Source organism: Achromobacter sp. K91 (genome assembly GCF_003576205.1).
Classification (GTDB): domain Bacteria; phylum Pseudomonadota; class Gammaproteobacteria; order Burkholderiales; family Burkholderiaceae_B; genus Achromobacter; species Achromobacter aegrifaciens.
Window position 1 is genome coordinate 16,007 of sequence record NZ_QWFB01000020.1, and the last position, 19,218, is coordinate 35,224.

Consider the following 19,218-nt stretch of genomic DNA (forward strand, 5'->3'; position numbering starts at 1 on the left):
GTCGCCTCACTGCTTCAGAGCTTGCGCTTTTTCAAGGAAGCGCGTGTCGAAGCCCTGGGTGTCGTCGAAGGAAGGCGACAGCGCGCCTTGCTCCTTGAAGAGCGTCGCGGATGAGCGCCACAGGGCCGGATCGATCCAGCCGATGCCGTGCGTCCGGGTGTGGTCGCTGAAGAACGTAAAGTCCAGATCTGCACGCAACTGTGCCACCAGCATGTCTTTCTTGCCCTTGTACTCGGGGTTGTTCTTGATCAGCGTGTCGGCGGCCGCCTCCGGGTTCTGGATCACGTCGGCAAAGGCCTTGGCGTAGGCCGTCACGAACCTCTGCACGAGATCCGGACGCTGAGCAATATTCTTGTCCGACGTGAAGACGCCCGAGCCGTAGCTCTGGATGCCCAGATCCTCGCCGTGCAGGATGGACAGGGAGCCCGGCCCTCCTGCCTTGTGTTCCAGTTCGGGAACCTCGGCGTCGATATAGCCCGGTACCACGTTCACGCGGTTCAGCAGCAACAGGTTTTCGTAGGGCGGCGACACCGTCGACTGCTTGATGTCGGCGAGCGCCAGGCCGTTCTTGGCCAGCGCGGCCTTCAGGAAGATGTAGGTCGAACCGCTGGGATGCACGCCAATGTTGGCGTCCTTCAGTTGCTTGGCGTTCTGCAGGTCGAAGTTTTTCTTCAGCGATATGATTGCCAGCGGCGTCTTCTGGTTGACGGCCAGCAGCGCCGAGTTGGCCACGCCCTGCGATCTCCCGACCATCAGGGTAGGCAGGTCGGAGAAGCCGAAGTCGGCGTTCCCGTTGGCCACCAGCCGCAGCGCGTCGGTGGAGCCGGTTCCCTTGCGGATCGCCGTCACATCGATGCCCTGGTCTGCGAAGTAGCCTTTCTCCTTGGCGACGAAGAAGGGCGCATGATTGCCGCGCACGACCCAGTCCAGTTGCACGGTGACTGCGTCCTTGGCGTGGACGGCGCCGCTGAACAGTGCCAGCACTCCGAAGAGCGCGCTGAATCTCCAACTCGATCTCATGTTTTTCCCCTTGTTGATTCGATTTAGTGAGTGGCCCAACCCAAAAACCTGTGTTCGATCAATTCGATGACGTAGTAGAAAAAGACGCCGAGCACCGAAATCTGGACCAGGGCGGCGAATACCAACGCTGTTTCCATCTGGCTGGATGCGAACTGGATCATGTAGCCCAGTCCGGCCGAAGCGCCTACGAATTCCCCTACGATCGCCCCGATGACGCTCAGCGTGATGGCCACCTTCATCCCCGCCATCAGAGCGGGTAGCGAAGCGGGGATCTTCACCTGGCGCAGTATCTGGTTGGGCGTCGCGCCGATGGACCTGAGCAGCGCGACCAGGTTGGCATCCGCCGACCGCAGGCCGACCAACATGTTGAGCGTGACCGGGAAGAAGGCCATGATCACGATCAGGGCGATCTTCGGGAGCAGGTCGTACCCGAACCAGAGAATCAGCAGCGGCGCCAGGGCGATCTTCGGCACGTTCTGGAACAGCACGATCAGCGGATAGCTCGCGCGGCCGAACCAGGCATAGCGGTCGACCAGGAGCGCAATCGCGATGCCCACGACGCACGAATACAGGAAGCCGTACAGGATCTCTGCGCCCGTGACGAGCGAGGCCTGGAAGAGTTCCGCCTGCCGTTCCGCCAGAACGGCCGCGATGTCCGTCGGCGCGGGTACGACAAACGCGGGCACTTGCAGAATGCGGACACAGGCCTCCCAGGCGGCCAGGATGATCAGCACGAGCACGATGCTGGGCGTGGCCGAACCGAGCGCGTGACGGATCTTTCCCGGCAACCGGGGAACGACAGGGACTTGCGACTGCGCTTTGGCTTTCATGGTGCTACCCGCCGTCATGATGTGCTCCCCTGGGCGTGGCCGGTCTTGAGCAGTTGGCGAAGCTGATACGACTTCTCGTGAAACTCGGGCTTGGCGAACGTGGCCTCGCTGCGCGGGCCCGGCAGCGCGACCGGCAGGCAGTCGACGATGCGAGCGGGGTTGGTGGCCATGACATAGACCCGGTCCGAGAGGTAAACGGCTTCGTCGATGGAATGGGTGACGAAGACAATGGTCTTGCCGGTGCGCTCCCAGATGTCCAGCAAGAAGTCGCTCATGGTTTCGCGAGTGATGGCGTCCAACGCGCCGAACGGTTCGTCCATCATCAGTACCTCGGGATCCAGGGCCAAGGCCCGCGCGATGGAAACCCGTTGGCGCATGCCGCCGGACAGCTGCTTGGGATAGCGGTCGGCCGCATACTCCAGCCCGACCAGCCGCAGCATTTCGCGGCCGCGCTGGAGAATTTCCTGCCTGGGCCGGGCATGCACCAGGTGCATCAGCGAGCAGACATTCTCGAGCGCCGTGCGCCAGGGCATGAGCGCGGCTTCCTGGAAGACCATGCCCACGCGGCGCTGGCGCACAGCTTCCGTGGGGGGCACGCCGGCCACGCGGACGTCGCCGCCGGTGGGCGGCACCAATCCGGCAAAGACTTTCAACAGGGTGCTCTTGCCGCAGCCGGACGGGCCTATGATGGAGGTGAAGGATCCCTTCGCGATGTCCACGTCAATGTCGTTGAGCACCCGCACGCGTCCGGCGCGGGTGTCGAAGTCGACAGTCAGTCCGCGCGCGCGGATCTGGGAGTCGTCTGGCGGTTTGTGCATGCCGGTCTCCATGGCCGACCTCAACCGGCCGCGACGGCCGTGACAAAGGCCGGCCTGTCCTCGATCCGTTTCATCCATGCCTTCAGGTTGGGCAATTCGGGTTTGGCATGCGGGAACTTCAGGCAGCGCCGGACCAGCGGAGCCAGGCAGATATCGGCCAGGGAAATCTTGTCGCCCGCCACCCAGGTCTTGCCTGCGAGGTGGCCATCGAGCAGTGATAGCTCCGCGGCCAGCAGTTTGGTCGCAGCCTCGGTCAGCTCTTCGGGAGGCAGCTTGGCTTCCTTGAAACCCGCCAGGTATGCGACGTTCAGCGATGCCAAAGTCCAGTCCATCCAGCGCTCGACCTGGCTGCGGGCCGCCGGATTGGCGGGATACAGGGTTTCGGCTTCGTGCGTGTTGGCGATGTAACGCAGGATCGTGTGCGATTCCCAGATATGGAGGTCGCCGTCGCGCAGCGTCGGCACCTTCTGCGTGGGGTTGATGGCCTTGTATTCCCCGGTGAGCGTCGTTCCTTCGAACGTCTTGCCGTAGTCCTTGCGCAGGTAAGGGACCTTCAGCTCCTCGAGCAGGAACAGCACTTTCTGAACATTGCCGGACGTGGCGCGGCCAAGAACTTCCAACATGATGCAACTCCCTTGAGTGTGTTTGTCGTGTGTTTGTGGTCAAAGCGGCTTGTAGGCCATGCATTCGATCTCGATCTTGGTGTCGATGACGGCGCGCGCCTCCACCGTGGTGCGCGCCAGCATGCCGTCCGGGAAGTACTCCTTGAAGACGCCGTTGTAGCGGCCGAAGTCGCGCGCGTCTTCCAGGTAAGTCGTGACCTTGACGACGTCCGCCAGGTCGCAGCCCGCGCTTTGCAAGGCGCGGCGCATGGCTTCGATAGTGCTGCGTGTCAGCTGTTCGATGGTCCCTTCCTGCATGACGCCGTTCTCGTCCTTGGCGACCTGCCCGGACACGAAGACGAAGTCGCCCGCACGCACGGCCGGATGGAAGGGAAGGTTGGGATTCTTCTTGCCGAAGGCTTGTTGTAGATATGCCATTTCAGTTTCCGTAGACAGAGCTTTCGATGATGTCCAGCCCGCGCTGCCTGTCCAGCAGATAGAGCAGGCCGCGCGAGTCGGTCGTGACGTCGTTCGATGAGACCCGCTCGAACCCGGCCGGCGTGTCGGGCTCGTAGTAGCCGACTTCTCTGGGTCTGAAAGGGTCGCTGATGTCGACCAGGCGCAAGCCGCGCGCGAACCAGGCAAAGGGCAGGACGCTGCCCGTGAAGCGCTCTGCGGGCTGGTGACAGCCCGACATAGGCTCTTTGGGAGTGCCGTCCGGGTCGACGCCATCGACCTGGAACGTCGAGACGGGAATGGGCTGGCGTTCATCGGTGATGTCGAACAGCCAGGTAAAGGCCGGTGGGGAAGGACGCAGCTTGGCGACGTCTTCATCGGCGACGACCAGGATCTGCCGGCCTTTCAGCAGCATGGGTATCGGCAGGGCCGTGTGTGTCGGATGGGGATGCGCCGGCCCCGTGTTGAATTGCGATACCAGCTTGGGGCGAGACAGGTCCTCGATGTCCAGGATGAACATGCCGTGGTGCCAGTAGGACACGTACAGCCGATTTCCCATGCGTAGCGGGTGATGGCAGCGAGGCGGAACATAGTTGTCCCACGGATAATGTTCGCCGGCCTGCATGTTCTGGCCTGGAATCCACCAGCTTCCCACTTCTTCGGGACGCGACGGTTCCTGCAGGTCCAGGATCTTCACGATGTTGCCGACGAAGCCGGGGGCCGTGGGCGAAATGTAGGCATAGCGGCCATCGAAGTCGTAGCGATGCACGCCTCCGCCATCCGTCCCCGTCTTCCAGTGCTTGATGAGGCGGGGCCGGTCCGGACGGCTCACATCGTAGATGCCCAGTCCGCCGCCGAAGTCGTCCGCGCCAACACGGAACTTCTCGTAGTTGACGATCATCAGGCCGTCCTTCGCGCGCACCTTGTGCGAATGCCAACCCATCGGCACCTCGAGCGAGGCCAGCAGCCGAGGCCGCCGGGGATCCGCCACGTCATAGATGGAGGTGCCATAGGGCGGCCGCATATGGGACACGAACATCGTGTTCCCTTCCACCCAGACCTGCCCGCCGCCCTCGCAGTCCACATGAGCCACCAACGAGGTATTCCAAGCTTTAGCCAAGACCGGTCTCCTCAGACCAACTCAATGAGATCGCCCTGCGCGGTGCGGCCCCACTGATGGAAAAGCCCCATTGCGCGCAGTGCCGGCTCGTCGCTGGCGATGAAGAGGATCAATGGTTCGGTGTGGTCATTGCGGTATTGGACCCAGGTGTCGCTGGGCACGGCCACGGTATCGAAGGGCTCGAGCGGGAAGCTCTCTTCGCCGATCGTCATCGCGCCTTGTCCGGAAAACGGAGCGACCAGGAGATTGGCCGTCTGCTTCAGCGGCAGAGTCCGCTCTCCGGGGCGGACCATCTGCATGAAAAAGGTCATCGTGCGGTACACCGGGCCGCCCCGCAACGGATGCGTATATTCAACGAGCAAGCCTTCGTGCGGAGATTCGTCCCAGTCCCGGAAGCGGTAGAGCAGCTCTCGCATGGCGTCGTAGCGATACACGAACATGGGCGATGAGTCGCCGCCGCCGCGCCGATGGTCGACAAAGCGGGGTGTCAGGCCTCCCACGCCATAGACTGTGCGCGAATACTCGGTTTGGAAGCGGGCGCTCTGCTTGCGCACGATTTCGCCGTTCTCCTGGTAGTCGTGTTTGAAGCTCAGCGCGTTGAGGTTTTCGACCAGCGGGTAGTCAAGCACTGATAGGTTGATGGCGGGCTCGTTGCCGAGATTGCCATGGTTGTGCCAGGTGTCGCGCGGCGTGAGCACCATGTCGCCAGGCAGGAAAGTGATGTCTTCACCCTCCACGCCGGTAAAGTTCTGCTGGCCCGTCAGGCCAAAGCGGATGGCGCTCGCGGTGTGCGAGTGCGGAGGCATGATCTCGTTCGGATCGTTCTGACGGTACGCGGTGTAGAGGGTCGACACCGTCGCGCGGCGAGGGGCCAGGCCCGGATTGACCAGGATCAACGAGCGCCGGTCGGTGTTTTCGGTCGAGATCAGCCGCGCCGATTCGGCAAGCAGGGGCTGGATGTCCTCTTTGTACGACCAGCGGAAGGGCACGGCCTTGGGGCCGCTGACGAGTTGTTTGATGTCGTCGTGCGCCTCGTTCTCGCGGGCCCAGAACGGAAACATGGATCTCCGCTCGATCTGCTCATACATGGCCAACAAATCCGCTTCGCGAGTGCCGCTGACGGGACGGGTTCCGTGCATACATGTTCCCCTTGAAAGTTATTGATTAACCACATGGCGGAACAAATCTAATAACAACCAATGGTTGTGTAAACGGTATTTGTGGTTCGATATGGAAAACCCCTAAGCGCTCGGATTGTTGGGCTTTTGAATAATAAAAAACACATATAAAACAATGGATTATGGAAAATAATCCGTTTATCAAAATTCTCAACCGGTTGTTTATTTTTATTGCGAATCAACCATTTTCAAATCTAAGATGGTTGCGAAAACATGACGCGAGGGAACAATGGCACGCACCCGCCAACCCGAGGTTTCCAATGACATACGCAGGCTGATTACGCAGATCCGAGCGCTGTTGGGCAAAGGAGAAGAACTACCTTCCGAGCGGGTTCTCGCCGGGCAACTGGACGTCAACCGTCATCGTTTGCGCCTTGCCCTGGACAAGATGCGCGAGGCATCGGAGTTGCCGCGGCCCGTCATCCGCCGCAACGATCCGCCCATTCTCAAAGGCGATGTCGTGGTCCAGGAGACGAATGCGCTCGAGGTGATCGAACTGCGTATGGTGCTGGAGCCGGCAATCGCGCGATTGGCCGCAATCCGGGCCTCGCCGGTGCAGATCGCCAAAATCCTGGAAGCCGCCACAACGCCGTCAGGGGTAGCGCGCTCGACCGGGGATATCGCATTCCACAAATTGCTGGCGGACAGCTCCGGGAACCAACTGGCTGCAAGTCTCTATGCGTTCTTGCGCCACGTCGGCGCGGACCAGCGCCTGCATATTCCCGCCACGACGCAAACCACGCGAGAGCGCATACAGATGCGTGACCAGGAACACCGCGCAATCGCGGAAGCCATTGCGAGTCGATCGCCGGATGCGGCCGAGCAAAGCATGCGCGTCCATCTGTGGCGTGTGCAGCGCGAGATCGCGGATCGTTTGAACCCGGTCGGAACCGGGGGGCAGAGCCCGCTGGCGTCGCGCTCCTAACCCGGATCCGTCTGCCGCAAGGTGTCCAGGAAGCGTTGCGCCGCCGCCGACAGGGATCGTTGGCGCTTGAGCAAGATGCCGATGTTCCGTGACGCGGCGGGCGAGTGCAGCGCCACGCTGCACAGGCGCGTGGTATCCATCAGGCGCAGGGCCAGTTGCGGCACTGCCGCTATGCCCACGCCGGCAGCCACCATTGCGCCTACTACCGAAATATTGTCGGACACGTAGTTCATTTCCGGCAGCCGGCCGGAGGCTGCCAGGATCTGGTCGGTGACCTGGCGGATGCTGCTGGCGGGCCCGCTCGCAACGTAAGGCCGGTCGGCAAAAACGCTCCAATCCACGCGCTTGCGTTGCGCCAGCGGGTCGCCGATAGGGCAGATCAGCACGAAGTTCTCTTTCAGCAGTTGCGTGAATTGCACGCTGGCCGGCTGGTCGGGGATCTCGATGGAGATGCCGATGTCGGCATTGCCTTCCGATACGGCCTGCGTGATCTGGCGCGCGGAAACCGCGTGGATGTTCAGGCGTACCTGCGGGTGCGACTTCTGGAAAGTGCGCGTCGCCGCGGGCAGCAGTGCGGAGGCGACGGAGGGAAGGGCCCAGATGTTGATGCTGCCGCGACGGCCCGCGATGAATTCGGACAGATCGCTAAGCGAGTCGCGGAACTCCGACAGCATCCGCATCGCAATAGGCACCAGTTCCGCGCCAGCGGAGGTCAGCGCCACGCCATGCTTGTCACGGTCGAACAGCCTGGCGCCGAGCTTCTGTTCCGCCGCCTGTACGCGCCGGCTGAGCGCCGGCTGCGAAATCGGCACGCGTTCGGCGGCCATGCGGAAGTTGAGCGTTTCCGCCACCAACAGCACCGCCTCCAATTCGGAAATGGTCAGGGTCATGGCCTGCGTGATGCGTTTGGATTATTACGAAGATATAAATATATCAATTTTCAGATCAGGCTGGCCGCAGCATACTAGGCCGCAAAGTAGCAATACGGACGGAGACAGACATGAATGAACCGCGCAAGCGGCTGCGCATCGGCGTAGGGGCCGGCATGGCGGACGACCGCATCGGTCCGGCCATGCCGCTGCTGGAAGACTGCGATATCGATTACCTGGTGTGCGAATGCCTGGCCGAACGGACCATTGCGCGCGAAACGCTGTCACGCAAGCATGACGGCGCTCATGGCTACAACCCGATGCTGGAGGAGCGCATGCGTGCCTTCCTGCCGGCGTGCCGGGAGAAAGGTGTACGGCTGGTGTCCAACATGGGCGCGGCCAATCCGGCCGGCGCCGCGCAGGCCGCGCTGGACATAGGACACGCCTTGGGATGGCAGGAGCTCAAGTGCGCCGCCGTAGTCGGCGACGACGTGGCCGAGCGCGTGCGCCTGCATCCTGAACTGCGCCTGCTGGATCGCGATCTGCCGCTGGAGGCGATCCTGCCCCAGCTGGCCTCGGCAAATGCCTACCTGGGCGCCGATGTGGTCCGCGATGCGCTGGCCACCGGCGCGCACGTGGTGTTGACGGGCCGGGTCGCCGATCCCTCGCTGTTTCTGGGCGTTGCCCTGCATCATCACGGCTGGAGCTACGAGGACCTGCCCAAGCTGGCGGCGGGCACCATCATGGGCCACCTGCTGGAGTGTTCCGCGCAGATCACCGGCGGCTATTTCGCCGACCCGGGAAAGAAAGACGTGCCCCGCCTGGCCGAACTGGCTTATCCCTATGCCGATCTTTACAGCGACGGCGAACTGTACATAGGCAAGCCCGCCGGCTCGGGCGGCCGCCTCGACCGCATGACCTGTACCGAGCAGGCGCTATACGAAATCCATGATCCCTCGGCCTACATCACGCCAGATTGCGTGTTGAGCCTGGAAGGCCTGCATTTTGAAGAGCAGCACGCGGACCGCGTGGCCGTGCGCGGCATACGCGCCGCGCCGCGCACCGATAGCTACAAGGTCGTGGTCGGCTACTTCGATGGCTGGATAGGCACTGGCGAGGTCGCCTATGCAGGCGTGAACGCGATCGCGCGGGCGCGGCTGGCGGCCGACACGGTGAAAGAGCGGTTCCGGCTCGACGGCGGCGCGGCCAGCGAGATCCAGGTCGATCTGATCGGCGTGAGCAGCCTGCATGGCGATCATCCGCAGGCCGTCGCCGGCCACCCCTACGAAGTCCGGTTGCGCGTGTCGGCCCGCTGTCCCGACAAAAAGAGCGCGCACTTGTTGGGGGATCACGTGCGGCAACTGAACATGCAGGGACCTTATGGCGCAGGCGGTCCCGTCAACCTGGGCGCCAAGGAAGTCATAGCCGTGGACGCCCTGTTGATTCCGCGCGACTGGGTCACGCCCGAAGTCATTACGGTGGGAGCCTGACCATGAGCATTCTGGTTCATGACCTTGCGCATGCGCGCGCTGGCGACAAGGGCAATACCTCGAGCATCGCCGTCATTGCCTACGACGAGGACGCCTGGCGCCTGCTGCGCCAGGCGCTTACCGCCGAGCGCGTCGAGCAGGCCTTTGCCCATCTGGGAGCAGGAAAGGTGAGGCGCTACGAGGTCGAAAGCCTGAGGGCGCTGAACTTTGTCATCCCGGACGTACTGTCCGGCGGCGTCACGCGCTCGCTGCGCCTGGATCCCCATGGCAAGTCGCTCAGTTCGTTGATGCTGGGAATCGAGCTTCCGGCCAGCCCATCGCAATCCTGAAAGGAACAGCAATGTACCCTCCCGCTGAACCCATGGGCACCGAGGTCTACGCCCGGCTGCCCGAATCCCTGCACCTGACCGATCAGGCCTCGACCTGGCTCGCCGCGCGCCATGTGAAGATGCACTCCTTTCTGGAGGGGCCCGCCTTCGATCGCTTGGGCAATCTCTGGTGCGTCGACCTGGCGCATGGACGCATCCTGCGCGTGGATCCGGCAGGCAATTTCGAGGTCATCGTCAGCTACGAAGGCGAACCCAACGGCCTGAAGATCCATCGCGACGGCCGCATCTTCGTTGCCGACCATCTGCACGGCCTGATGCTTCTGGATCCCGAGACCCGCAGCATCCGGCCCTACCTGCAGCACGTGCGGCGGGAAGGCTTGAAGGGACTGAACGATCTGTTCTTCGCTTCCAACGGCGACCTGTACTTCACCGATCAGGGTGAAAGCGCCTTGGAAAACCCCACCGGCCGCGTGTTCCGCCTGCGCGCCGACGGCAAGACGGTGGACCTCATCATGGATGGCCTGGCGGGCCCCAACGGCCTGGTCATGAACAGGGCCGAGAACGTGCTCTACGTGGCCATCACGCACGACAACGCCATCTACGCCCTGCGGCTGGAGCCGGATGGCCAGATGAAGAAGGCCAGCCGTTTCATCCAGCTATCGGGCAGCACGGCCGGGCCGGATGGCATGGCCCTGGATGAGGCCGGCAACCTGGCCATCGTCCACGCGCAGGCGGGCACCGTATGGCTGTTCAGCCCGCTGGGCGAACCCCTCTACCGCATCCGTTCCTGCGCGGGCCTGCGCACCACCAACGTCGCTTTCGGCGGCGAGGACGGGCGCTCCTTGTTCATCACCGAAGCGGAGCAGGGCGTCATCCTGCGCGCCCGGCTGCCGCATCCCGGCAAGCGGATGTACTCGCACCGGGACTGAGCCGCGCGCCTCGAACACGATTCGCAAAAAAACCACTATCCATGGGAGACAGCATCATGATTGCTTTTCGATTGATCGCCGGCCTGGCCCTGAGCCTGGCCGCCGTCACAGGCGCGCAGGCCGCCGATGCGTACCCTGCGCGCCCCATACGCCTGATCGCCACCTTCGGCCCCGGCAGTTCCATCGACATCATTGCGCGCCTGGTGGCCAAGCCCCTGGCCGAGCAACTCGGCCAGCCGGTGATCGTAGAGAACAAGCCCGGCGCCGGCGGCGACCTGGCCACCGACATCGTCGCCAAGTCCGGCAAGGACGGCTACACCATCGGCTTCGCCTCGGCCGGGCCGATCACGGTCAATCCCAATGCCCGCAGCAAGATGCCCTATGACCCGCTCAAGGATCTGGCGCCGGTTGCCCTGGTGGCGACGGGACCGAACGTCATCCTGGTCAACCCGTCGATTCCGGTGACCAACCTGAAGGAGCTGATTGCCTACATCAAGGCCAATCCGAACAAGGTCAACTACGCCTCGGCTGGCGTCGGCACCAGCGGTCATATCGCCGGCGAGCTGTTCCAGCACTTGTCCAAGACCGAAATCCTGCACGTGCCCTACAAGGGCAACAGCGATGCGATTACGGACACCCTGGGCGGGCGCACCCAGATGGTCATCAGCGGCGTCCCGCCCATCCTGTCGTTCGTGAAGTCCGGCCAGCTGCGCGCCCTGGCCGTGGCCGATACCAAGCGTTCGCCCTTGCTGCCGGACGTCCCCACTGTTGCCGAAGCCGGACTGCCCGGTGCGGAGAGCGTCGCCTGGTATGGCATCGTCGCGCCTGCCGGCACGCCGCAGGCGATCCTGGACCGTCTCCACGACGAAATCGTCAAGGCCGTGAACAACCCGGAAACCCAGGAGAAATTCGCCGGCCTCGGTATCGTTCCTTCAGCGGACAGCCGGGCGGACTTCGGCAAGCGCATGGCGGACGAGTACGTCCGTTTCAAGGAATTGTTCAAGCAGATCAACCTGGTCATGGATTGACGGAATCATGTCACGCACCGTAATCGTTACTGGCGCCAGCGGGCTGGTCGGCTCCGCTGCCGTCGATTCATTCCTCAACGCGGGCTGGGAAGTCATCGCGGTTTCCCGCCGGCGTCCGGAGATCATCAGCCAACGGCCGTACACCCATCTTCCGGTCGATCTGCAGGACGCGGAGGCGTGCCGCCGCGCCTTCGGGGATATGCCTGAAGCCACGCACGTTTTCTATGCGGCCGTCTATGAGAAGCCAGGGCTCATCGCCGGCTGGCAGGATCCTGAGCAGATGGCCACCAACCTGGGCATGATCAGGAACGTCATCGAGCCGTTGGCCGCCAGCGGCAGGCTGCAGCATGTCAGCGTGCTGCAGGGTACCAAGGCCTATGGCGTACACCTGCATCCCATCCGCACGCCGGCGCGCGAATGCCAGCCGCGGGACGATCATCCGAACTCGTACTGGTTCCAGGAAGACTACATCCGGGAAAAGGCCGCGCAGTCCGGCTTTGGCTGGACGATTTTCCGTCCCACCATCGTGCTGGGCCCCAATGTGGGCGTGGCCATGAACACGGTGCCGGTCATAGGCGTCTACGCGGCAGTGTGCCGCGCCGAAGGCAAGCCGTTCTGCTATCCCGGCCACATTTCCTATCCGCGTGAAGCCGTGGACGCGCGCCTGATCGGCGATGCAGGCGTCTGGGCGGCGGAGAATCCGGCGTCCTGGAACGAGCACTACAACCTTACCAACGGCGAAGTGTTCAGCTGGCATGACCTATGGCCGTCCCTGGCGGAGTTCCTGGACGTCGAAGCGGGTCCGGACCAGCCCCTGCGCCTGGCCGAGTACCTGCCCGGCCGGGCGGACCTGTGGAACGAGATCGTCAAGCAGCATGGCTTGCGGCCGCTGAGTATGGCGCAGATCCTTGGCGAATCCCATTACTCCGCCGACGCCCGTTTCGGCTATGGCCTGAAGACCCCGCCCGCGCCCGCATTTGTCAGCACGGTCAAGATCAAGCAGGCGGGCTTCACGCAAACCTACGACACCGAGGCGTGCGTGAAGCACTGGCTGAGGGTGCTGATGGAGCGCAAGATCATTCCGTTCTCCCAAACGAGTGTCGCAGGCCGCGTTTGAGCGTTGATCGCGGCGAGCCGGAGTTGCGCTTGCGGTGCGCGAATTGCGGAAGAATCGCGAGGCCCGCGTTGCAAATCGAAGCGTCCCTGGCTTGCCAACTGACCTATCCTGATCTTTCTGGCCCGCTGGGGCCGCTTTCCGAAGGGTCGGCGCATGCTGGATCATGTCGAAATTCACGTGAGCGACTTCGAGCGCAGCCGGATGTTCTACCGCAGCGCGCTCGCGGCGCTAGGCTACATACCGCGCAAAGTGCTCGAGACCGGGATGGGCTTCGGAGTAGGCCAGCCTCACGAGTCGGAAGACCCGGGCGGCGAATTCTGGATCCATCAGGGCACGCCCAGCACCCCGCGCGTGCATCTGGCTTTTCGCGCCCGCAGCCGTGCCGAGGTCGATTCCTTTCACCAGGCGGCGCTGGCGGCTGGAGGGCGCGATAACGGCGGGCCTGGCTTGCGTCCGCAATACCACCCGCATTATTACGGCGCGTTCATCCTGGACCCGGATGGCTACAACATAGAAGCGGTGTGTCACCGCCCGGTCTGATCCGCGTACTTCCCAGTATTGGCACCGCAGCGTCAGCATGACGCTGCGTCTCCATGCGCAGAGACGAGCGCAAGATGCGTGCGCAATGCCGGGCCTCGCGCGCCAAAGCCAAAAGGCGAACTTCAAAGGCGAACTATATTCCTGCGGCCCAGGGTTTTCCCTAAACTCATTTTCCTTGCGGAAAATCAATCTCCTATAGGACACTTCGTGTCATGATGGTGCCGATAGGCGGCGCCCGTAGGGGGATGACATGAAGATTTCGGGAATCGCCGGCGCGCTGGCGTTGGTTGCGGCAATGGCGGGCAATGGGGCCCAGGCGGCCTATCCGGACCGGCCGATCCGGCTGGTGGTGCCTTTCGGCGCGGGCGGGATCACGGACATCGTGGCGCGTCAGGTCGGCAAGGGCATGGGCGACGCGCTGGGGCAGAGCATCGTGATCGAGAACCGGCCGGGCGCGGGCGGAGTGATCGCGGCGCAGGTGGCCGCCACCGCGCCGGCCGATGGCTATACGATCTTCATGGGTACGGTGGGCACGCAGGTGGTCAACCCGCTGATCTACAGCAAGCTCAGCTATGACGCGGACAAGTTCGCGCCGGTGGGCATGGTGTCGGGATCGCCGTATTTGCTGGCCGTGCGTGCGGGCGTGCCGGCCAAGACTTTTGGCGAGTTCGTGGCCTATGCCAAGGCCAATCCGGCCAAGCTGAACTTCGGTTCGGCGGGCAATGCGAGTTCGCCGCACCTGGGCCTGGAGCTGCTGAAGCTGACGGCCGGGCTGGACATCGTGCACGTGCCGTTCAAGAGCGGTAGCGAAGCCGTCAATGCCGCCATCGGCGAGCAGGTCGACGTGGTGATGGACGCCAGCCCGGTGATCATGCCGCATGCGGCGTCTGGCAAGCTGCGCGCGCTGGCGGTGGCCGCCGACAAGCGCCTGCCGTCCGCGCCGGACGTGCCCGCCAGCAGCGAGGTGGGCGACGCGGCGCTGCAGATCAGCTCGTGGAACGCGTTCTTCGCGCCCGCAGGCACGCCGCCCGACGTGATGGAAAAGCTGAACGCGGCGCTGCAGAAGACGCTGGCGTCGCCGGAACTGAAGGACCGGCTGGCGTCGCAGGGGACGCAGCTGTACACGGGCAAGCCGGATGAGTATCAGCGCTTCATCGCCGGCGAGAAGGCCAAGTGGACCGAGATCGTGAAGCGCGCCAACATCAAGATGGACTGACGATGAACCAGATACCGCATCCCTTGGCGGGCAAGCCGCTGGAACTGGCCGATACGCTGCGTTCGGGCAATGCCTGGAAGATCCGGCTGGCCTGCGGCTACATGGGGCTGCCGATCAAGCGGCGCACCTTCGACATCGTGCAGGGCGACCTGGAAACGGAGGCGTTCGCGCGCATCAATCCGTGGCGCCAGGTGCCGGCCTTGCTGACGCCGGAGGGCGAGTGGCTGGCCGAGTCGCAGGCGATACTCTGGTATCTGGCGATGGGCACGCCCTGGCTGCCCGCCGGCCGCCTGGAGCAGTCGCAGGTCAGCAGCTGGCTCAGTTTCGAGCAGACCCAGCACATGCACGCCTTTGCGCAGCCGCGCCTGCTGATCCATCTGCGCAACACCGCGCAGGTGGATGACCCGGCGATGCGGGCGTGGCGCGAGATCGGCATGAAGGCGGCCGCGTTGATGGACGCGCATCTGGCCGGCCGCGATTATCTGGTGGGTACCGCGCCGACCATTGCCGACGTTGCGCTGTATCCCTATACGAGCATGGCGGCCGAGGGCGGTTACGACCTGTCCGGCTTTACCCATATCGATGCCTGGCTGGCGCGCATGCGCGCCTTGCCAGGGTTTACGCCGCTGATCGAAGCGGCATGACAGAGACACTATCTTAGGAGTGACGACGATGGCCGATACGATGCACCTGGGCAAGGACGAACTGATCGCGCGGGCGAAAGCCGAAATGCAGCGCCAGTTCGAGACGCCCGACTGGAGCCTGCGCGAGCGCCTGGCGCTGACCTGCCGCATCCTGTTCGACGGCGGACATGACTCCGGCCTGGCCGGACAGATCACGGCGCGCGCGCCGGAGCCGAACCGCTATTTCACGCAACGCCTGGGCCTGGGCTTTGACGAGATCACCGCCAGCAATCTGCTGCTGGTGGACGAAGACCTGCGCGTGCAGGAAGGCGGCGGCATGCCCAATCCGGCCAACCGTTTTCACTCCTGGATCTACCGCGCGCGTCCGGACGTGAACTGCATCATCCACACGCATCCGCTGCACGCGGCTTCGTTGTCGATGCTGGAGGTGCCGCTGGAAATCTCGCATATGGACAACTGCCCGCTGTACGACGACGTGGCCTTCCTGAAGGATTGGCCCGGCGTGCCGGTGGGCAACGAGGAAGGGGAGATCATCTCGGCCGCGCTGGGTTCGAAACGCGCCATCCTGCTGTCGCACCACGGCATGCTGATTGCGGCGGGTTCGGTGGAAGAGGCCTGCGTGCTGGCGCTGCAGTTCGAGCGCGCCGCCCGCATGCAGTTGCTGGCCATGGCCGCCGGCAAGATCCAGCCCATTCCGCCGGCGCTGGGCCGCGAGGCCCATGACTGGATCCTGACGCCCAAGCGTTCGCAGGTCGGCTTTTCGTACTATGCGCGGCGCGCGCTGCGGGCGCATCCCGACGTGCTGGCCTGATGGCGGCGGCGGGCGGGGCCGGCTCGACGGCAGGGCCGGATTAGGGCATGCTTACCGGTCGTATTCCGCGACCGTATTTTTGCAACCCCGTCCATGATAGACCTGCCGCACCGCCTGCGCGCCCTGCGTCGCCAGCAAACCCTGTCCCTGGAACAGCTGGCGCAGCGCACCGGATTGACCAAGAGCTACCTCTCCAAACTGGAGCGGGGCCTGAGCGAACCCTCCATTTCCACCGTGTTGCGGCTGGCGGAAGCCTATGGCCTGGGCGTGTCGGAGCTGGTGGGCACGGACGATGCTGCGCAGGAAGAAGTGGTCAGCGTGGTGCGGGTGGCGGACCGCGAAGCCTTGCAGCGCCGGGGGCTGGGCAGCGAGTATCACTACGAGTCGCTGGCCGGCCGCCGCAAGGTCAAGGCGATGGAGCCTTTCGTGGTGCATCCGCCCCGCGATTTTCCCGATGCGACCGCGGTGTTTCCGCACCCCGGCGAGGAATTCCTGCTGGTGCTCAAGGGCGCCATCGAGGTCCATGTGGGCGAACGCCAGTTCCGCCTGGAGACCGGGGATTCCGTCTATTTCGACTCCGAACTGCCGCACCGCATGCGCACCGTCAGCCGGGCCATGGCCGAGGTGCTGGTGGTGGCCTCGCACTGAGCAGGCCTTCGGACTCATCATCTATCCGCATACAGGAGTGCCATGAAGAACGATCAATCGCGGCTCGTCCGCATCGATGCCGGCCCCATGAAGAATCCGGTGCCTGGAAAGCCCCGCCGCCCGATCTCGGGCGACGCGGCGTTCCGCACCGTGACTGCCTTCGAAGGCAACGGCGGCAAGGCTGAAGCCGGCGTCTGGGAAAGCACCGCGGGCGTGTTCCAGTCCAACACCACGGGCTATATCGAGTTCGGCTACATCGTCGAAGGCGCGGCGCGCCTGGTCGATCCGGACGGCACCGTGCATGAACTGACCGTGGGCGAGGCTTTCGTCATGCCCGAAGGCTATACCGGCCGCTGGGAAGTGGACCAGTTCGTCAAGAAGATCTATTTCATCACCCGCATGTAGCGCCGCGTAGACCGCGGCAGCCCAGGAGCCAGCCCCATGAGCGCAATCCCCGCCGTTACCGCGCAGGTGGATATCGTTTCCGTCCAATCCCAGGTCGTGTACGGCTGCGTCGGCAACAACGCCGCCATGCCCGTCTTCCGCAAGGCCGGCCTGCACGCGATCGCGGTGCCTACCGTGATCCTGAGCAACACGCCGCACTATCCGACCCTGCATGGCGGCGCGGTGCCGCTGGACTGGTTCGAGGGCCTGTTGCAGGGCCTGGACGAGCGCGGCGTCACCCGGACTGCGCGCGCGGTGGTCTGCGGATACCTGGGCCAACCCGGGCAGGCCGGGCTTCTGGCCGGCTGGCTGCCTGCGCTGCGCGCATCCCGGCCTGATCTGAAGGTGCACATCGACCCCGTCATGGGCGACCGTAACGACGGGCTGTACGTGAACGAAGGCCTGGTCGAACAATACCGGGACCTGCTGGTGCCGCTGGCCGACGGCATGACGCCGAACCACTTCGAGCTGGAGTTGCTGGTGGGGCGCGCCCTGTCGTCGATCGACGAGGTCGTGGCGGCGGCGCGCGAACTGATCGCGCGCGGTCCGGACTGGATAGTCGTGACCAGCGCCGCGCCCATGGCCGCCGCGGCCCGCACCTTGCAGCTGGCGGTGGTGACGCGGGATCAGGCCACGATCGTGACGCATCCGGAGATTGCGATACCGCCTTCGGTGCATGGCACTGGCGACGTGTTCATGGCCGGCGTTACGGCGCAACTGCTGAACGGGCAGGCGCTGGTCGAGGCGGTGCGCTCGGCCGCCGCCCAGGTCACGGTGGCGCTGGAGCGCACCCGCGAACTGGGCTGGGAAGAGCTGGCGGTGGAAGGCTAGGACGCCTACGCGAGCCTGGCGGCGCGCCTTACGGCACCAGCGACAGGCCGATGCGGAACTGCGATTCGTTGCGCTGGTTGTAGCCCAGCAGCGTTTCGCCGTAGCCGTTGAAGTACTGCAGATGCAGGTAGCCGTTCATGTTCAGCCAGGTGCGCTGCAGCGGCCAGGCGAAATCGAGCTGGGTGGTTCGGCGCTTCTGGTCGCCTTGGCGGTACATGGCGGAGATGACCGCGCCATTGTCCTGGGCCCAGCGCAATTGCCAGTCGACGTGGCCGGCGTAGTCGGCATAGTCGCTGTTCTCGCTGGCGACGCCGAAGTAGGCCTTGACTCGCGGCGCAAAGGTGAGCGTGCTGCCGCCGTCGAAGCGGTAGTGGAAGCGCGGCTCGATATAGCCGTCGTTGAGCGAGCGCGAATCCTCGCCGTCCTTGCCGTTGGAGTTGTGCTCGACGCCGGTATTCATGCCGAAGCGCCAGTTCTGGCTGGCGGACTGCCAGATGTTGTCGGACAGCCAGAAGGCGCTGGGATTGAAGGTGGTGTCGATGAAGGGCATGGAATCGCCTTCCAGGTCCCACAGCGAGGTCTGCGTGTACGCCAGGTAGAAATTCTCGTCCCAGGTCGCGGGACGGTCGCCCGCGGGGCTGAAGAGTCGGTACTTGGCGCTGATCTGAAAGCGCGCGGTGGTCTGCCCGCGGGTGCCGACGTCGAAGTACACCGGCTTGTATTCGGAAATGGAACTGCGGAAGCGGTCGAACGCGGTCTGCTGCTGTACCGTCGGCACGGCGGACGCGTCGGGCGAGGGGCCGCCTTCGGGCGATGCGCCGACCGCGGCCACGGCCGCGGCGGGTACGGGTTCTCCGCTGCTGGCGTCCACCACCGGGCCGCGCGCGGGCGTGCTGGCCAGGGTGCCGCTGTCGCGGCCGGTGGCGTCCAGCGCCATCATCGCGGGCTGGCCTTCGATGGATACGGCCTGCAGGCCCTGGGCCGTGGCGGGCACGACGGCGGTCCAGGCCATGCGCGCGAAGTTGTTGACGGGCACGCTGAAGCTGGCCGTGCCGCCGCGCAGCTTGGCCAGGCTGCGCACGATCTGGCCGTCCTGGCCGCGCCATTGCAGCACCAGTTCCGGTGGCGCTTCCCAGGTGGAGCGGGAAGTGCCTTCGTTGAAGTACACCGCCTCGATGGTGACGGTCTCTCCGGGGGCGGCCGAGGGGCGATCCAGCCGGTACGACACGCCCGCGGTGGCTGCGCCCGCCAGGCCCATGGCCAGGGCGGCGGCCAGGGTGCGCAGGGAGAGGGCGGATCGTGCAGGACGGCTGATGGTCATCTGGTCATAACGTAGTTTTGTGACCAGGAAATGTAGCATCGACCCCCGCTAC

The 19,218-nt window shown here is 64.3% G+C and carries 22 protein-coding genes; 13 read left to right on the forward strand and 9 right to left on the reverse strand.

The window, feature by feature from the left end; genetic code table 11:
• Nucleotides 1-6: 6 nt before the first annotated feature.
• Genes DXK93_RS05140 through DXK93_RS05170 form a run of 7 tightly spaced genes read right to left on the reverse strand, consistent with a single transcriptional unit; the run spans nt 7 to nt 5,985 of the window.
• Nucleotides 7-1,020, reverse strand: coding sequence for an ABC transporter substrate-binding protein (locus tag DXK93_RS05140; protein ID WP_054451241.1), 1,014 nt, complete (start codon nt 1,018-1,020; stop codon nt 7-9).
• Between the two features lie 23 nt (nt 1,021-1,043).
• Nucleotides 1,044-1,850, reverse strand: coding sequence for an ABC transporter permease (locus DXK93_RS05145; RefSeq protein ID WP_119449599.1), 807 nt, complete (start codon nt 1,848-1,850; stop codon nt 1,044-1,046).
• Nucleotides 1,851-1,864: 14 nt separating this feature from the next.
• Nucleotides 1,865-2,668 carry an ABC transporter ATP-binding protein gene (locus tag DXK93_RS05150; protein ID WP_225590541.1) on the reverse strand — a complete coding sequence of 268 codons (804 nt, stop codon included), beginning with the start codon at nt 2,666-2,668 and terminating at the stop codon, nt 1,865-1,867.
• A 20-nt stretch (nt 2,669-2,688) separates the two neighbouring features.
• On the reverse strand, nt 2,689-3,291 hold the full coding sequence (locus DXK93_RS05155; protein ID WP_119449538.1) for a glutathione S-transferase family protein: 603 nt from the start codon (nt 3,289-3,291) through the stop codon (nt 2,689-2,691).
• A 39-nt stretch (nt 3,292-3,330) separates the two neighbouring features.
• On the reverse strand, nt 3,331-3,708 hold the full coding sequence (locus tag DXK93_RS05160) for a RidA family protein (RefSeq protein ID WP_054451245.1): 378 nt from the start codon (nt 3,706-3,708) through the stop codon (nt 3,331-3,333).
• 1 nt (nt 3,709) lies between these two features.
• Complete coding sequence (locus tag DXK93_RS05165) at nt 3,710-4,846, reverse strand: LVIVD repeat-containing protein (RefSeq protein WP_119449539.1); 1,137 nt, start codon at nt 4,844-4,846, stop codon at nt 3,710-3,712.
• A gap of 11 nt (nt 4,847-4,857) precedes the next feature.
• Nucleotides 4,858-5,985, reverse strand: a complete 1,128-nt coding sequence (locus tag DXK93_RS05170; RefSeq protein WP_054451247.1) for a cupin domain-containing protein — start codon at nt 5,983-5,985, stop codon at nt 4,858-4,860.
• A 268-nt stretch (nt 5,986-6,253) separates the two neighbouring features.
• Here DXK93_RS05170 and DXK93_RS05175 point away from each other — a divergent pair, with 268 nt between their 5' ends.
• The gene (locus tag DXK93_RS05175) at nt 6,254-6,949 is read left to right on the forward strand and encodes a FadR/GntR family transcriptional regulator (RefSeq protein WP_119449540.1); all 696 of its coding nucleotides are present in this window, start codon (nt 6,254-6,256) and stop codon (nt 6,947-6,949) included.
• Here the strand turns inward: DXK93_RS05175 and DXK93_RS05180 are convergent.
• Nucleotides 6,946-7,839 carry a LysR family transcriptional regulator gene (locus DXK93_RS05180; RefSeq protein WP_054451249.1) on the reverse strand — a complete coding sequence of 298 codons (894 nt, stop codon included), beginning with the start codon at nt 7,837-7,839 and terminating at the stop codon, nt 6,946-6,948. The genes DXK93_RS05175 and DXK93_RS05180 overlap by 4 nt on opposite strands.
• Before the next feature lie 110 nt (nt 7,840-7,949).
• Here DXK93_RS05180 and DXK93_RS05185 point away from each other — a divergent pair, with 110 nt between their 5' ends.
• The 12 genes from DXK93_RS05185 to pdxK all read left to right on the forward strand — a co-directional run bounded on the left by DXK93_RS05185 (nt 7,950) and on the right by pdxK (nt 17,845).
• A complete protein-coding gene (locus DXK93_RS05185; RefSeq protein ID WP_119449541.1) occupies nt 7,950-9,308 on the forward strand; it encodes an acyclic terpene utilization AtuA family protein in 1,359 nt (452 codons plus the stop codon).
• 2 nt (nt 9,309-9,310) lie between these two features.
• Nucleotides 9,311-9,637 (forward strand): hypothetical protein, encoded by a 327-nt coding sequence (locus DXK93_RS05190; protein ID WP_054451251.1) that lies wholly within the window; start codon nt 9,311-9,313, stop codon nt 9,635-9,637.
• Between the two features lie 11 nt (nt 9,638-9,648).
• On the forward strand, nt 9,649-10,566 hold the full coding sequence (locus DXK93_RS05195; RefSeq protein WP_119449542.1) for an SMP-30/gluconolactonase/LRE family protein: 918 nt from the start codon (nt 9,649-9,651) through the stop codon (nt 10,564-10,566).
• 56 nt (nt 10,567-10,622) lie between these two features.
• Entirely contained in the window at nt 10,623-11,594 is a 972-nt protein-coding gene (locus DXK93_RS05200; protein WP_119449600.1) for a tripartite tricarboxylate transporter substrate binding protein, read from the forward strand.
• Between the two features lie 7 nt (nt 11,595-11,601).
• Complete coding sequence (locus DXK93_RS05205; RefSeq protein ID WP_119449543.1) at nt 11,602-12,711, forward strand: SDR family oxidoreductase; 1,110 nt, start codon at nt 11,602-11,604, stop codon at nt 12,709-12,711.
• A 153-nt stretch (nt 12,712-12,864) separates the two neighbouring features.
• Nucleotides 12,865-13,251, forward strand: a complete 387-nt coding sequence (locus tag DXK93_RS05210; RefSeq protein WP_119449544.1) for a VOC family protein — start codon at nt 12,865-12,867, stop codon at nt 13,249-13,251.
• Nucleotides 13,252-13,501: 250 nt separating this feature from the next.
• A complete protein-coding gene (locus DXK93_RS05215; RefSeq protein ID WP_054451265.1) occupies nt 13,502-14,467 on the forward strand; it encodes a tripartite tricarboxylate transporter substrate binding protein in 966 nt (321 codons plus the stop codon).
• 2 nt (nt 14,468-14,469) lie between these two features.
• Nucleotides 14,470-15,111, forward strand: a complete 642-nt coding sequence (locus DXK93_RS05220; RefSeq protein WP_054451266.1) for a glutathione S-transferase family protein — start codon at nt 14,470-14,472, stop codon at nt 15,109-15,111.
• A 28-nt stretch (nt 15,112-15,139) separates the two neighbouring features.
• Nucleotides 15,140-15,922, forward strand: coding sequence for an aldolase (locus DXK93_RS05225; RefSeq protein WP_054451267.1), 783 nt, complete (start codon nt 15,140-15,142; stop codon nt 15,920-15,922).
• A gap of 93 nt (nt 15,923-16,015) precedes the next feature.
• On the forward strand, nt 16,016-16,570 hold the full coding sequence (locus tag DXK93_RS05230; RefSeq protein WP_054451268.1) for a helix-turn-helix domain-containing protein: 555 nt from the start codon (nt 16,016-16,018) through the stop codon (nt 16,568-16,570).
• A 42-nt stretch (nt 16,571-16,612) separates the two neighbouring features.
• Complete coding sequence (locus DXK93_RS05235; RefSeq protein ID WP_054451269.1) at nt 16,613-16,975, forward strand: cupin domain-containing protein; 363 nt, start codon at nt 16,613-16,615, stop codon at nt 16,973-16,975.
• A gap of 36 nt (nt 16,976-17,011) precedes the next feature.
• Nucleotides 17,012-17,845, forward strand: a complete 834-nt coding sequence (pdxK, locus tag DXK93_RS05240) for a pyridoxine/pyridoxal/pyridoxamine kinase (protein ID WP_119449545.1) — start codon at nt 17,012-17,014, stop codon at nt 17,843-17,845.
• Between the two features lie 28 nt (nt 17,846-17,873).
• Here the strand turns inward: pdxK and DXK93_RS05245 are convergent, their stop codons facing one another.
• Nucleotides 17,874-19,166 carry a phospholipase A gene (locus DXK93_RS05245; RefSeq protein WP_119449546.1) on the reverse strand — a complete coding sequence of 431 codons (1,293 nt, stop codon included), beginning with the start codon at nt 19,164-19,166 and terminating at the stop codon, nt 17,874-17,876.
• Between the last annotated feature and the right edge of the window lie 52 nt (nt 19,167-19,218).

Excerpts from the sequence above, each read along its gene's own strand:
- DXK93_RS05140 (WP_054451241.1), bottom strand. The coding sequence starts at position 1,020 with ATGAGATCGAGTTGGAGATTCAGCGCGCTCTTCGGAGTGCTGGCACTG.
- DXK93_RS05145 (WP_119449599.1), bottom strand. The coding sequence starts at position 1,850 with ATGAAAGCCAAAGCGCAGTCGCAAGTCCCTGTCGTTCCCCGGTTGCCG.
- DXK93_RS05150 (WP_225590541.1), bottom strand. The coding sequence starts at position 2,668 with ATGCACAAACCGCCAGACGACTCCCAGATCCGCGCGCGCGGACTGACT.
- DXK93_RS05155 (WP_119449538.1), bottom strand. The coding sequence starts at position 3,291 with ATGTTGGAAGTTCTTGGCCGCGCCACGTCCGGCAATGTTCAGAAAGTG.
- DXK93_RS05160 (WP_054451245.1), bottom strand. The coding sequence starts at position 3,708 with ATGGCATATCTACAACAAGCCTTCGGCAAGAAGAATCCCAACCTTCCC.
- DXK93_RS05170 (WP_054451247.1), bottom strand. The coding sequence starts at position 5,985 with ATGCACGGAACCCGTCCCGTCAGCGGCACTCGCGAAGCGGATTTGTTG.
- DXK93_RS05175 (WP_119449540.1), top strand. The coding sequence starts at position 6,254 with ATGGCACGCACCCGCCAACCCGAGGTTTCCAATGACATACGCAGGCTG.
- DXK93_RS05180 (WP_054451249.1), bottom strand. The coding sequence starts at position 7,839 with ATGACCCTGACCATTTCCGAATTGGAGGCGGTGCTGTTGGTGGCGGAA.
- DXK93_RS05185 (WP_119449541.1), top strand. The coding sequence starts at position 7,950 with ATGAATGAACCGCGCAAGCGGCTGCGCATCGGCGTAGGGGCCGGCATG.
- DXK93_RS05190 (WP_054451251.1), top strand. The coding sequence starts at position 9,311 with ATGAGCATTCTGGTTCATGACCTTGCGCATGCGCGCGCTGGCGACAAG.
- DXK93_RS05195 (WP_119449542.1), top strand. The coding sequence starts at position 9,649 with ATGTACCCTCCCGCTGAACCCATGGGCACCGAGGTCTACGCCCGGCTG.
- DXK93_RS05200 (WP_119449600.1), top strand. The coding sequence starts at position 10,623 with ATGATTGCTTTTCGATTGATCGCCGGCCTGGCCCTGAGCCTGGCCGCC.
- DXK93_RS05205 (WP_119449543.1), top strand. The coding sequence starts at position 11,602 with ATGTCACGCACCGTAATCGTTACTGGCGCCAGCGGGCTGGTCGGCTCC.
- DXK93_RS05210 (WP_119449544.1), top strand. The coding sequence starts at position 12,865 with ATGCTGGATCATGTCGAAATTCACGTGAGCGACTTCGAGCGCAGCCGG.
- DXK93_RS05215 (WP_054451265.1), top strand. The coding sequence starts at position 13,502 with ATGAAGATTTCGGGAATCGCCGGCGCGCTGGCGTTGGTTGCGGCAATG.
- DXK93_RS05220 (WP_054451266.1), top strand. The coding sequence starts at position 14,470 with ATGAACCAGATACCGCATCCCTTGGCGGGCAAGCCGCTGGAACTGGCC.
- DXK93_RS05225 (WP_054451267.1), top strand. The coding sequence starts at position 15,140 with ATGGCCGATACGATGCACCTGGGCAAGGACGAACTGATCGCGCGGGCG.
- DXK93_RS05230 (WP_054451268.1), top strand. The coding sequence starts at position 16,016 with ATGATAGACCTGCCGCACCGCCTGCGCGCCCTGCGTCGCCAGCAAACC.
- DXK93_RS05235 (WP_054451269.1), top strand. The coding sequence starts at position 16,613 with ATGAAGAACGATCAATCGCGGCTCGTCCGCATCGATGCCGGCCCCATG.
- pdxK (WP_119449545.1), top strand. The coding sequence starts at position 17,012 with ATGAGCGCAATCCCCGCCGTTACCGCGCAGGTGGATATCGTTTCCGTC.
- DXK93_RS05245 (WP_119449546.1), bottom strand. The coding sequence starts at position 19,166 with ATGACCATCAGCCGTCCTGCACGATCCGCCCTCTCCCTGCGCACCCTG.